The 12703-nt window shown below is 66.3% G+C and carries 11 protein-coding genes, 1 tRNA gene and 1 pseudogene; 8 read left to right on the top strand and 5 right to left on the bottom strand.

The features are described from left to right. A partial coding sequence (locus ACK59X_RS14425) for a hypothetical protein (RefSeq protein ID WP_409958099.1) occupies window positions 1–490 on the top strand: 490 nt, incomplete at its 5' end. Window positions 491–716: 226 nt separating this feature from the next. After that, window positions 717–1694 carry a GMP reductase gene (locus tag ACK59X_RS14430; protein ID WP_409958101.1) on the top strand — a complete coding sequence of 326 codons (978 nt, stop codon included), beginning with the start codon at window positions 717–719 and terminating at the stop codon, window positions 1692–1694. 23 nt (window positions 1695–1717) lie between these two features. Here ACK59X_RS14430 and ACK59X_RS14435 read toward each other — a convergent pair whose 3' ends face one another. After that, window positions 1718–2614 (bottom strand): alpha/beta hydrolase, encoded by an 897-nt coding sequence (locus ACK59X_RS14435; RefSeq protein WP_409958102.1) that lies wholly within the window; start codon window positions 2612–2614, stop codon window positions 1718–1720. Window positions 2615–2739: 125 nt separating this feature from the next. Between ACK59X_RS14435 and ACK59X_RS14440 the strand changes: the two genes are divergently transcribed. The 3 genes from ACK59X_RS14440 (at window position 2740) to ACK59X_RS14450 (ending at window position 5283) form a co-directional block, all read left to right on the top strand. Beyond that, the gene (locus tag ACK59X_RS14440; RefSeq protein ID WP_409958104.1) at window positions 2740–3630 is read left to right on the top strand and encodes an NAD(P)-dependent oxidoreductase; all 891 of its coding nucleotides are present in this window, start codon (window positions 2740–2742) and stop codon (window positions 3628–3630) included. A gap of 108 nt (window positions 3631–3738) precedes the next feature. After that, window positions 3739–3814: transfer RNA gene (locus ACK59X_RS14445), tRNA-Lys, on the top strand. A gap of 236 nt (window positions 3815–4050) precedes the next feature. Continuing rightward, window positions 4051–5283 (top strand): multidrug effflux MFS transporter, encoded by a 1233-nt coding sequence (locus tag ACK59X_RS14450; protein WP_409958106.1) that lies wholly within the window; start codon window positions 4051–4053, stop codon window positions 5281–5283. 30 nt (window positions 5284–5313) lie between these two features. Here ACK59X_RS14450 and ACK59X_RS14455 read toward each other — a convergent pair whose 3' ends face one another. The 3 genes from ACK59X_RS14455 to orn form a co-directional block, all read right to left on the bottom strand. After that, the gene (locus tag ACK59X_RS14455) at window positions 5314–6783 is read right to left on the bottom strand and encodes a diguanylate cyclase domain-containing protein (RefSeq protein ID WP_409958108.1); all 1470 of its coding nucleotides are present in this window, start codon (window positions 6781–6783) and stop codon (window positions 5314–5316) included. 153 nt (window positions 6784–6936) lie between these two features. Next, the gene (locus ACK59X_RS14460; RefSeq protein ID WP_409958110.1) at window positions 6937–8859 is read right to left on the bottom strand and encodes a DEAD/DEAH box helicase; all 1923 of its coding nucleotides are present in this window, start codon (window positions 8857–8859) and stop codon (window positions 6937–6939) included. A gap of 336 nt (window positions 8860–9195) precedes the next feature. Beyond that, window positions 9196–9783 carry an oligoribonuclease gene (gene orn / locus ACK59X_RS14465; protein ID WP_409958112.1) on the bottom strand — a complete coding sequence of 196 codons (588 nt, stop codon included), beginning with the start codon at window positions 9781–9783 and terminating at the stop codon, window positions 9196–9198. 37 nt (window positions 9784–9820) lie between these two features. On the opposite strand from orn, the gene ACK59X_RS14470 reads away from it, so the two are divergent. From ACK59X_RS14470 to rsgA, 3 genes are read left to right on the top strand one after another with little or no spacing between them, the layout of a single operon-like run. Continuing rightward, complete coding sequence (locus ACK59X_RS14470) at window positions 9821–11134, top strand: M48 family metallopeptidase (RefSeq protein WP_409958114.1); 1314 nt, start codon at window positions 9821–9823, stop codon at window positions 11132–11134. Beyond that, window positions 11131–11484, top strand: coding sequence for a 4a-hydroxytetrahydrobiopterin dehydratase (locus ACK59X_RS14475; protein ID WP_409958116.1), 354 nt, complete (start codon window positions 11131–11133; stop codon window positions 11482–11484). The genes ACK59X_RS14470 and ACK59X_RS14475 overlap by 4 nt, the downstream gene beginning before the upstream one ends. Window positions 11485–11496: 12 nt before the next feature. Continuing rightward, the gene (gene rsgA / locus ACK59X_RS14480) at window positions 11497–12441 is read left to right on the top strand and encodes a ribosome small subunit-dependent GTPase A (RefSeq protein WP_409958118.1); all 945 of its coding nucleotides are present in this window, start codon (window positions 11497–11499) and stop codon (window positions 12439–12441) included. A 125-nt stretch (window positions 12442–12566) separates the two neighbouring features. On the opposite strand, the pseudogene ACK59X_RS14485 reads toward rsgA, so the two are convergent. Next, window positions 12567–12703 (bottom strand): annotated as a pseudogene (locus ACK59X_RS14485) (IS5/IS1182 family transposase); the annotation flags it as partial.

Genomic DNA, 12703 nt, shown 5'->3' on the forward strand with positions numbered 1-12703 from the left:
TGCCCCGCCCTCGGCCGCCGCCACCCCCCATGCCCTGGCACGCCTGGCCGCGCTGGCCCGCACCGCCCCGAAGGCGAAAGACGAGAACACCGCCCCCGTACAGGGCGTGCAGGGCAGCCGGCTGCGCGTGTCGCACGGGCCGGCCTTCAACGACTACGTGGGCGCGTCCATCGCCTTCTCGCCGGTGCCTGCGCGCGGGGCGGCTCCTGCCGCCGGGCCCGATGCGGGCGGTTTCTACCTGCTGCTGGTGGAGTCCATCCCTGCGGGCACCGATGGCTCGCCCGTGGCCCGCAACCTGGTGCGCAACGTCTACCAGCGCTCCCTCGACAACCCGCACACACTGTCCGAGGGCGAGCGCTCGGGCTGGCGCGACTCGCGCCCGATCTACATCCCCGAAGGCACCAAGACCGACCGCCTGCACCTGGTGGGCTGGGTGCAGGACAAGGATGGCCGCATCATCGACGCGGCGCAATCGCGCTGCGTGCCATAGGCCAGGCCCTATTGGAGGGATAACAGTAGGGATATACCGCCGCTGGCTGGGGCGGGTAGAATCAATCACCGGGCCCAAGTTTCTTGAAGCCCGGTTTTTTTGTGCCTGCGCATTGCAGGGTTCGTTGCGTTCTTCTCGGACGCAACCGCAGAGCCGGTCTCCAGGCCAAGCGCCCACCGCAGCAAAAATCCTTTTGCTGCGTCCTTTGATGGAGCTTGGAAATCTCATGGAAATCTTCGACTACGACAATGTTCTCTTGCTGCCGCGCAAGTGCCGGGTGGAAAGCCGTTCGGAATGCGATGCCGGCGTGGAGCTGGGCGGGCGCACCTTCCGCCTGCCGGTCGTGCCCGCCAACATGAAGACGGTGGTGGACGAGAGCATCTGCACCTGGATGGCGCAGAACGGCTACTTCTACGTCATGCACCGCTTCGACCTGGACAACGTGCAGTTCGTGCGCGACATGCACGCCAAGGGCTGCTATGCCTCGATCTCGCTGGGCGTGAAGCAACCCGACTACGACACCGTGGACCAACTGGCCGCCGCGGGCATCACGCCCGAGTACGTGACCATCGACATCGCGCACGGCCATGCCGACAGCGTGAAGAACATGATCGACTACCTCAAGTCCAAGCTGCCCACGGCCTTCGTGATCGCCGGCAACGTGGCCACGCCCGAAGCGGTGATCGACCTGGAAAACTGGGGTGCCGACGCCACCAAGGTGGGCGTGGGCCCGGGCAAGGTCTGCATCACCAAGCTCAAGACCGGCTTCGGCACCGGTGGCTGGCAGCTCTCGGCGCTCAAGTGGTGCGCGCGCGTGGCCACCAAGCCCATCATTGCCGATGGCGGCATCCGCAGCCATGGCGACATCGCCAAGAGCATCCGCTTCGGCGCAAGCATGGTCATGATCGGCTCGCTCTTCGCCGGGCACGAGGAATCGCCCGGCAACACCGTGGAGGTGGACGGCGCGCTGTTCAAGGAGTACTACGGCTCGGCCAGCGACTTCAACAAGGGCGAGTACAAGCACGTGGAAGGCAAGCGCATCCTCGAACCCATCAAGGGCAAGCTGGCGGGCACCCTGGTCGAGATGGAACAGGACGTGCAAAGCTCCATCAGCTACGCCGGCGGCAAGAAGCTGATGGACATCCGCAAGGTGAACTACGTGATCCTGGGCGGTGACAACGCGGGTGAGCACCTGCTGATGTAAGCCCGCAGGGGCGTGAAGGAGCGTCAGGCCCTCAGCAGGATGAGGGCCATGTGGTGCACATCGTGCCCGGGTTTGGCCAGCGCATCGACGATGCTGAAGTGGTTCAGCCCCTCTTGCACCTGGCAGCGCGGCACGGCGTGCGAGCCCCAGGCGTCCTGCACCAGACGCGCCTGGCGGATGAATTCCGGGCTCTCATCGCCGCCCACGGCGCAGTACAGCATGCCCTGGCCGGGCGCCTGCAGGCGCGCCGGGCTGTACTGCAGCACCTGCTGCTCGGTGAGCTTGAGCGTTTCCTGCAGGAAGGGCGTGTGCATCAGCGGATCGAGGTCGTGCAGGCCCGAGATGGACAGGGCGTTGCGCACCGCGCCGTCGGGCAGGTTGCCGATCAGGGGCCAGACGCTGGTGAGCAGCATGGCCGCCAGTTGCCCGCCGGCCGAGTGGCCCGCCACCGTGATGCGGTGCGGATCGCCACCATAGCGTCCAATGTTCTGCCAGATCCAGGCGATGGCCTTTTCCATCTGCCGCATGATCTGGGGGATGCCGACCGGCGCCTCGGGCGTGCCGGGGCACAGCGCATAGTTGACCACCACCACGCAGACACCCTCGCGGTTGAACGCCGGCGCGATGAAGGAGTGGTCGGACTTGTCGAGCGCGCGCCAGTAGCCGCCATGGATGAAGACCAGCACCGGAGCCCCCTTGCCCGACCCGGGCGGCAACTGGGTGGTGGGAAACACGTCCAGGGTCTCGCGCGGGCCCTTGCCGTAGGCCAGGTCGGGTACGCAGGGATGCTCGGCCCGCACCTGGGCCGACTCCTTGGCCCAGCGCGCGAAATAGTTCACATGCTCGGGCACCAGGGCCCGGTTGTTGTACATCAGCTCGAGCCAGGCGGGGTCGTGCGGCGTTTGGGTGTCCAGGGCCATGGGTATGTCTCCTCTCGCGCCACATCATCCCGGCAAGTGGCATCGACTGCAAGCCCGATGACAGGCTGGCGCAGCGAAAAGCGCCGATGATGGAGGCCGAGACATCCGCACCAGGAGACAGACCCATGAACAACAACACCCCTCCCCTGCGCACCGCCGTCCTGGGCATCGGCATGATGGGCGCCCCCATGGCGCGCCGGCTGCGCACCGCCGGCCACGAAGTCCATGCCTGGAACCGCACGCGCGAGGCGGCCGAACCACTCACCGCCAGCGGCATCACCGTCCATTCCGACGTGCGCGACGCCGTGGCCGGTGCGGACGTGGTGATCAGCCTGCTGGCCAACGGCCCCGTGGTGGGCCATGTGTTGTTCGAACTGGGCGCGGCGCAGGCCCTGCGCCGGGACGCGCTGTTCATCGACATGGCCTCCATCCAGCCGCGCGAGGCGCGCGACCATGCGGCACGCCTGGGCGAGATGGGCATCGCCCACCTGGACGCCCCGGTCTCCGGCGGTACCGTGGGCGCCGAGAGCGGCACCCTGGCCATCATGGCCGGGGGCCGGCCGGAGGACTTCGCGCGCGCCCAGCCCATCTTCGACGCCTTCGGGCGCGCCACGCATGTGGGCCCGCATGGCGCCGGCCAACTCGCCAAGCTGGCCAACCAGATGATCGTGGGCATCACCATCGGCGCCGTGGCCGAGGCGCTGCTGTTTGCCGCCAAGGGTGGCGCCGACATGGCCAAGGTGCGCGAGGCCATCAGCGGCGGCTTTGCCGACAGCCGCATCCTGCAGTTGCACGGCCAGCGCATGGTGGAGCGCAACTTCGCGCCCCAGGGCCGCATGACCGTGCAGCTCAAGGACATGCGCAACGCCCTGGCGACCGCAGGGGAGATCGGCTTCGACGCACCCGTCACCGCCCTGTTCGAGGCGTTGTATGCCGAGGGCGTGGAGCATGGCCTGGGCGAGCTGGACCACAGCGCGCTGTTCGTCGAGCTGGCCAGTCGCAACGCGATGCAGTGAGTGAACGGATGAAAAAAGAAGAAATTTTTGACCGGATTTGCCAACACCCCAAAAACTAGTGCATAATTCGAGGCTCTGCAGCGATGCAGACAGATCACTAAAAGATTTGGGTTCTTAGCTCAGTTGGTAGAGCAGCGGACTCTTAATCCGTAGGTCGAGTGTTCGAGTCACTCAGGACCCACCAAATCTAAGCCGCGAGGCACAAGGCGCCGATGCCATCCGAACAGGAGCATCGGCGTTCTTGTTTTTGCCCCCTGCAGTGCGCGCCATCCACAGATGCCCAATCAGCCCCAACCTGGTGCAGGCGTTGCGCCGGGGCGCGCGGCATCCCGCATAATCGACGGCAGGGCCCACCACGCCAGGCCTCATTTCCGCCCACCTGCGGCGCACCCCACGACCCCCCGGCCCTCCCCTCTTCGCATGAACCCACAAGCCCATCTGCTCTGGAAAGCGCCCCGCTGGGCATTGGCGGTGCTGCTGGCGGTGCTGGGGATGCTGGGGCCGTTCTCCATCGACACCTACATCCCCGCGTTCTCGGGCATTGCCGCGGCACTGGGCGCAACGCCGGTGCAGATGCAGCAGACGCTGTCGGCCTACCTGTTCGGTTTTGCCTTCATGAGCCTGTTCCACGGCGCCCTGGCCGACAGCTTCGGGCGCCGGCCGGTGATCCTCTGGGGCATCGCGGTGTTCACGCTGGCCTCAGCCGGCTGCGCACTGTCGCAGACCATCGGGCAGCTGGTGTTCTTCCGTGCACTGCAGGGGCTGTCCACCGGTGCCGGCATCGTGGTCTCGCGCGCCGTGATCCGCGACATGTTCCCGCCCGCCCAGGCGCAGAAGGTGATGAGCCAGGTCACCATCTACTTCGGCGTGGCCCCGGCGATCGCGCCCATCATCGGCGGCTGGCTGTTCGTGCACACCGGCTGGCACAGCATCTTCTGGTTCCTGACCCTGGTGGGCGTGGCGCTGTGGACGGCCAACTACCGGCTGCTGCCCGAGACGCTGCACATCGAGCACCGCCAGCCCTTCAACATGCGCCACCTGCTGCAGGGCTATGTGCAGCTGGGTTCGAGCGCACGCTTCGTGCTGCTGGCACTGGCCAGCGGCGTGCCCTTCAATGGCATGTTCCTGTACGTGCTGTCGGCACCTGCCTTCCTCGGCGACCACCTGGGCCTGGCCCCCACGCAGTTCTTCTGGTTCTTCTTCCTGACCATCTCGGGCATCATGGGCGGCGCCTGGCTCAGCGGCCGCCTGGCCGGGCGCATTCCGCCCAAGCGGCAGATCCGCCACGGCTTTCTCATCATGTTCACGGTGGCCGTGCTCAATCTGGCGGCCAACCTGCTGTTCCCGCCCTACGCCTGGTGGGCGCTGCTGCCGATCGCCGTGTTCTCGTTCGGCTGGGCACTGATGGTGCCGGTGGTGACGCTGCTGGTGCTGGATCTGCACCCCGAACGCCGGGGCATGGCCTCGTCCATGCAGGCCTTCGTGGGCTCCACGGCCAACGGGCTGGTGGCCGGCGTGATCGCCCCGCTGGTGATGCACTCCACCCTCTGGCTGGCGCTGTCTTCATTGCTGATGCTGTGCATCGGCCTGGTGTCGTGGATCTACCTGCACCATCGTTGGCCCGACATCGGCAGAACACCCGCCAATCTCTGAGCGACGCCGCCGCGGCCAGCGGCGCCGGCATCAGGAGCCTGATTGCCGGCGGTCGTGGTCCCTTTGCTGGTAGTAGCGGTTCTTTTCCGCATACATCGCCTGGTCGGCGCGGTTGATGGTGGCCTCCACCGCATCGCCAGACTGGCAACTGGCGATGCCCATGGCCAGGCTCAGGTGCTGGCCGGGGTAGAACTGGTTGTTCAGCTCGAGCATGGAGAGGATGCGCTCCTGCAGCGCCAGGGCCCCGCGCTCGTCGGTGCCCGGCAACAGCACGGTGAACTCGTCGCCGCCGATGCGCGCGGCGCAGGCTGGCGCATCCACCGCCTTGGCCAGCACCTCGCCGACCCGGCGCAGCATGGAGTCGCCGGCTGCGTGGCCCTGCTCGTCGTTGACCACCTTGAGGCCGTTCAGGTCGATGGCGATCACCGACAGTGGCCAGGGGCCCTTGCGCGTGAGGCGGTTGAGTTCTTCGGCATAGAAGGCACGGTTGCGCAGCTGGGTCAGCACGTCGTGCTTGCCCAGGTATTCGAGGTAGGCCTCGGCCTTCTTGCGCGCGGTGATGTCCACCAGCGACAGCAGCACCAGGCCCCAGTCGTGCCGGTGGCTGTCGAGCACCGAGAACTGCATGTGGATGTTCACCGCATCGCCCGAGAGCGAGTAGTTGGTCACCTCGCGCTGCTGAAAGGTCTTGCCCTCCCACAGGTCCTGCAGCTGCTCGCCGAAGGATTCGTGCATCTCGCCGCGGAACACCCGGCCGATGTTGTTGAGCAGCATGTCCTTGCTGGAGGCGCCAAACATGCGCAGGGTCTGCTGGTTCACGTCGATGACGCGGATCTCCTGCATGCAGCGGCCCACGAAATCGGGGTGCACCTTGAGGAAGGTCTTGAAGTCGCCGATGCCCTGGGCACGCACGCCATCGAGCAGGTTCTTGACGGCGCTGAAGTCCTCGACCCATAGCGACACGGGCGAATGCTCGAACAGGTCGCGCGCGTACTGCTCGCCGCGCTGGATGCGGCGCGCATCGTTGAACTGCGCGGTGTTGTCTTCCAGCGAGACCAGCACGCGGCTCCAGTCGTGCTCGTGGCCCGGCAGGATGCGCGCGCGCACCTGCACGTCCAGGCGCCGGCCATCGAGCGCATAGTTCACCGTCTGGTTGGAGAACTCCAGTTGCCCATCCCACAACTGCGCCAGCTCGTGCGATGCCGTGTCGTGCCGGTCGTCGCGAAAGACCTTGTCGAGGTTGGCGACCAGGTGCTCCAGGCTGTCGGCGGAGAACAGCTCCAGCGTGCGGCGGTTGACCTGCAGCACGCGCAGCGAGGCGCTGCACTGGCGCAGGCGGGCCCGGTCCTGGGCCAGGTGGGCACGGATGTCGGTCACCCCTTCCGCGCGCCAGCCGTCGAACAGCTGTTTGAGCTCGCTGAAGTCCTCAAGCCACAACGACACGGGCGCCAGCTCGAACATGTGCTCGTAATCGGCCCCCGAGGATAGAGATGACACCACGACAAATTCCTCCGTGGGCAATTATTGACGACACGGCCCCGGAAATCAGGCCCGCCGCGACATCCCGGCGCAAAAAAGGGCTGGCACCTTGCGGTGCCAGCCCTTTGGTGAAGCCCGCCGGGGGCGGGTTTCATTCAGCAGGAGGATCTGCGATCAGCGTGCGGGACGGGCGGGACGCTTGCGTGCATCGTGGGCCACAAAGGGCTTGCCGCCGCCAGCGCCGGCTGGCTTGGAGAACGCGGGCTTGCGCGGAGCGAAGTCGCCACGCGGTGCGCCGGCGTCGGCACGGGGGGCGAAGCGGCCCTGGCCGGCATCGCCGAAGCCTGGCTTGCGGCCATAGCCTTCGGCATCGCGGCGCGGAGCGCCACCACCGAAACCACGGTCTTCACGGGGAGCGCCATAGCCGCCACCGCCGTTGCCACCCTGGTAGCCACCTTCACGGCCGCCGCCGGGGAAGCCGCCGCGGTTGTTGTTGTCACTGCCACGGCCGGCGAAACCGCCACCAAAGCCGCCACCGAAACCACCGCGGTCATTGCCACGCGCAGGGCCATTGAAGCGGCCGCGCGATGGGTTTTCACGGTTGTCGTACGAGCGGCCTGGGCCGCCACGGCCACCGCCGAAGTCGCCACCACGTGGCGCCTGGGGCGCACGCTGGGTGGGCTCCATGCCGGCGACGACTTCCGACTTGAACTGCTGGCGGCTGTAGGCTTCGATGTCGTAGATCTTGCGGCGGTCACGGAACTCGGCGAACGTCACGGCCAGGCCGTCGCGGCCGGCACGGCCAGTGCGGCCGATGCGGTGGGTGTAGTCCTCGGCCTTCATGGGCAGGCCGAAGTTGAACACGTGGGTGATCGTGGGCACGTCGATGCCGCGTGCAGCCACGTCGGTCGCCACCAGGATCTGCACCTGGCCAGCGCGCAGCGCCATCAGGCGGCGGTTGCGCAGGCCCTGGCTCAGGGCGCCATGCAGTGCCACGGCCGAGAAGCCTTCCTGCTGCAGGTCATTGGCCAGGCCGTCGCACTCCACCTGGGTGCTGGCGAAAACGATGGCCTGGTTGATCGTGGTGTCACGCAGCCAGTGGTCCAGCAGCTTGCGCTTGTGCTGGGCGTTGTCGGCCCAGTACAGCACCTGCTTGATGTTGGCGTGCTTCTCTTGCGGAGAATCGATGGTCACCTTCTGCACCGACGAACCGCCATCGTGCATCACGCGCATGGCCAGTTGCTGGATGCGGGGCGCGAAGGTGGCGCTGAACATCATGGTCTGCTTGCGCTGGGCGGTCAGCTGGTTCAGTTCGGCCAGGTCGTCCGAGAAGCCCAGGTCGAGCATGCGGTCGGCTTCGTCGACAACCAGGAACTGCACCTTGTCGAGCTTGATCTGCATCGAGCGCTGCAGGTCCAGCAGGCGGCCGGGGGTGGCAACCACCAGGTCTGCGTTCTGCAGCTTGGCGATCTGCAGTTGGTAAGGCATGCCGCCCACCACATTGGCCACGCGCAGGCCACGGCAGTGCTTGACCAGGTCGATGGCGTCGTGCGCCACCTGCTGGGCCAGTTCACGCGTGGGGCACAGGATCAGGGCGCCCGGGGTGGCGGCCTTGAAGTTGCGCGAACTGGTGGGGTCCTTGCGCTTGGCGCGCTTGGGAGCGGGTTCGCCACGCTCGGCCGCTTCGGCCACGGCACGCTCGAAAGCGGCACGTTCTTCGGCTTCGGCAGCGGCTTGCTGGTTGATCAGCGTGTGCAGCACGGGCAGCAGGAAGGCCGCGGTCTTGCCCGAGCCGGTCTGGCTGGAGACCATCAGGTCAATGAAATGCTTGGCATCGGCGCCAGCACCCATGGCCAGGGGAATGGCCTTGAGCTGAACGCTGGTGGGCTGGGTGTAACCCAGGTCGGCCACGGCCTGGACGAGTTCGGGTGCCAGGCCCAGTTCCACGAAGCCATTGGGCTCGGCAGTCACGGCGGCGTCGGCTTCAGCGGCAACGGCCACTGCAGCGTCCAGGGCGGAGGACTGCACGGAAATGTCGGCAGCAAAGGAAGTATCGGCAGGCGCGAATTCGCCCTGCACCAAAGAGGTGTCGGTCATGAATTTTTCTCTCACGAAGACGGTCACGGGCGCTGCCCGTGATTGGCTTCGTCAAATGGTTAAAAAACATCAACCATCAAACGAAACCTGCGCTGGCGTCAGAGGCCAAGGCGGGTGGGCGTTATTCGCCAGTCCTGCACTGTCGAAGGACAGTCGGCTGGCAAGCCCGGTGTGTGAGGGGAGATGCACAATCTGCGAGGGCATTCCCGCGCAGCCAGCGATTATTGCACGGATCAGGGTTTCCCCGCAATACCCTTCAACTTTCAAACTGGTGGTGCCCACTGCCACCTGCCGCCTGACGGCGTCACCGGGCGCGGCGGGGCGGCTTCAGGTGGCTTACTTCGCCCCCACCGACAGCAGGTGCTCACGGTAGTGGGCCAATTCGTCGATGGACTCGTGCACATCGGCCAGGGCGGTGTGCTTTTGCGCCTTCTTGAAGCTGGTGTAGGCCTCGGGCTTCCAGCGCTTGGCCAGCTCCTTCAAGGTGCTGACGTCCACGTTGCGGTAGTGGAAGAACTTTTCCAGCTTGGGCATGTAGCGCACCAGAAAGCGCCGGTCCTGCCCGATGCTGTTGCCGCACATGGGCGCCGTGCCCTTGGGCACGTACTGGCTGAGGAAGGCGATGATCTGCGCTTCAGCCTCCTCCTCCGTGGTGGTGGATGCCTTGACCTTGTCGATCAGCCCACTGCGGCCATGGGTGCCCTTGTTCCAGGCGTCCATGCCATTGAGCAATGCATCCGACTGATGGATGGCGAACACCGGTCCTTCCACCCGAAGGTCCAGGTTCGGGCTGGTCACGACCACGGCAATCTCCAGCAAACGGTCGGTATCGGGCTCCAGGCCGGTCATTTCGCAATCGAGCCAAACCAGGTTCTGGTCCGATTTGGCGAGCTTTACGGGGGTGGGGTTGTTGGCTTCTGACATGGCCGGCATTGTCTCCTATGACCTAAACTCGCCGCACATGCCCACCTCCGAAGACTTTTCCCCCTCGATGCTGCTCACCCTGGGCTTTGCGGCCGCCCTGCTCATCGGCTTGGCGCTCAAGTTCTGGCTGGCCAGCCGGCAGGTCCGCCATGTGGCACGCCACCGCGCCAGCGTGCCGGCGGCCTTTGCCCAGCGCATTCCCCTGGCCGCACACCAGAAGGCGGCCGACTACACCATCACCAAGACCCGCCTGGGCATGCTGGAGATGGCGCTCGGCGCCGCGGTGCTGATGGGCTGGACCCTGCTCGGCGGCCTGGATGCGCTGAACCAGGCGCTGCTGTCCCTGCTGGGTGGCGGCGGCATGTGGCAGCAACTGGCGCTGCTGGCAGCCTTTGCGGCCATCAGCGGGCTCATCGACCTGCCGCTGTCGCTGTACCAGACCTTCGTGGTGGAAGAGCGCTTCGGCTTCAACAAGATGACCTGGCGCCTGTGGCTGGCTGACGCGTTCAAGGGCCTGCTGGTGGGCGCCGCCATCGGGCTGCCCATCGTGGCGCTGATCCTCTGGCTCATGGGCGCGGCCGGCCCCCTGTGGTGGCTGTGGGCCTGGTGCTTCTGGATGGGCTTCAACCTGCTCCTGATGGTGGTCTACCCGACCTTCATCGCACCGCTGTTCAACAAGTTCCAGCCGCTGGAGGACGAGTCGCTCAAGCAGCGCGTGACGGCGCTCATGCAGCGCTGCGGCTTCTCGGCCAAGGGGCTGTTTGTGATGGACGGCAGCCGCCGCAGCGCGCATGCGAATGCTTATTTCACGGGCTTTGGCGCGGCCAAGCGGGTGGTGTTCTTCGACACGCTGCTGCGCCAGCTGGCGCCCGGCGAAGTGGAGGCCGTGCTGGCCCACGAACTGGGCCACTTCAAGCACCGCCACATCGTGCAGCGCATCGTGGCCATGTTCGCCATGAGCCTGGTGGGCTTCGCGCTGCTGGGCTGGCTGTCCAACCAGGTGTGGTTCTACACCGGCCTGGGCGTGCGGCCCAACCTCTCGCTCGACGCGGGCGTGGCAGCCGCGCCCAACGATGCGCTGGCCCTGCTGCTGTTCATGCTGGCCGTGCCGGTGTTCACCTTCTTCATTTCGCCGCTGTTCGCGCGCCAGTCGCGCCGCCACGAATTCCAGGCCGATGCCTACGCCGTGGCCCAGGCCAGCGGTGCCGACCTGTCCTCGGCCCTGCTCAAGCTGTACGAGGACAATGCCTCCACGCTGACACCGGACCCGGTCTACGTGAAGTTCTACTATTCGCACCCGCCTGCCACCGAGCGGCTGGCGCGCATGCACACCCCGGCACCCGCCCCATGACTTCGCCCTCTTCTTCCTCCATGCTCCCCAAAAAAGACTGGTCGGCCATCACGCGCCGCGCACTGACTGCCACCGAGGTGGTCACCCAATTGGCCAAGGTCGAGGGCTGGAGCCTGGCCGGCGATGGCGCCGACGTGGCCATCGAGAAGACTTACCACTTCGCCAACTACTCCGAGACCATCTCGTTCGTGAACGCCGTGGCCTTCGTGGCGAATGCGCAGGACCACCACCCCGACCTGTCGGTGCACTACAGCCGCTGCGTGGTGCGGCTGAACACCCACGACGTCAAGGGCATCTCCAGCACCGACTTCGAGTGCGCCGCCCGCTTCGACGCACTGGTCGCCCTGTGAGGCAACAACACCATGGCTGAGCGCAGCGCCCTCATGCAAGGCACGGTGGTCGCCAGCCACGGGCGCCACTGCATGGTCGAGACCCCCGATGGCGAGCGCCGCATCTGCCATCCCCGGGGCAAGAAGAGCCAGGCCGTGGTGGGCGACCACGTGCTCTGGCAGGCCCCCCCGCCCGGCCAGGGCGAGGAAGGCACCATCGAGAAGGTCCAGGAGCGGCGCAACCTGTTCTACCGCCAGGACGAGATCCGCACCAAGTCCTTCGCGGCCAACCTGGACCAGGTGCTTATCCTGATCGCGGCCGAGCCCGTGTTTTCCGAGAGCCAGCTCTCGCGCGCCCTGATCGCCGCCGAGGCGGCGCAGATCACCCCCATCATCGCGCTCAACAAGAGCGACCTGGTGGAGCCCTTCGCCCGCGCCTGGGAGCGCCTGTTGCCCTACCGCCACATGGGCGGGGGCCAGCACTATGGCGTGCTGCCGCTGTCGCTGCGCCTGTCGAGCGAGGTGGACCGGGCCCTGCTCATGCAGCACCTCCAGGGCAAGACCACGCTGGTGCTGGGCCCCTCGGGCTCGGGCAAGAGCACGCTGATCAACCTGCTGGTGCCGGGCGCCACGGTGCTCACAGGCGAGATCTCCCAGGCCCTGAATTCGGGCAAGCACACCACGACCAGCACGCACTGGTACTGGATGGACAAGGAGCGCACCACGGCGCTGATCGACTCGCCGGGTTTCCAGGACTTCGGCCTGCACCACATTGCGCCGATGCAGCTGGCGGCCTGCATGCCGGACATCGCAGCGCATGCCACGGACTGCAAGTTCTACAACTGCACGCACCTGCATGAGCCGGGGTGCGGGGTGATCGATGCGGTCAAGCGCGGGCCTGCAAACGATGGGATCAGTGAGAGCCGGTACCGGATCTATGGGGATCTGTTTGCTGAGTTGAGCCATACGCGGTATTGAGGCTTCTTCCGCTTCTTTGGCTATGGTTGCTTCTGTTGCTTGCCAAGGGCGGAGGCCGGGATGTGCGCCCGGCGGCGCAGTAACTTTCTCTTGGGCCGCCAAGAGGGTGTAGAAGAAATCCATTTGAGCCGCGCAAGGAGCATGCGAGCCTGCGCCAGCCAGACCCAAGCGGCAGCGTAGAACGGCTTGCGGTCGTGGTGCATCACCAGCCTGCGATTGCGCTCCATCCACGCATGGGTGCGCTCCACCACCCAGCGCTTCT

It is taken from the genome of Acidovorax sp. (assembly GCF_046339755.1).
Lineage (GTDB): Bacteria > Pseudomonadota > Gammaproteobacteria > Burkholderiales > Burkholderiaceae_C > Acidovorax.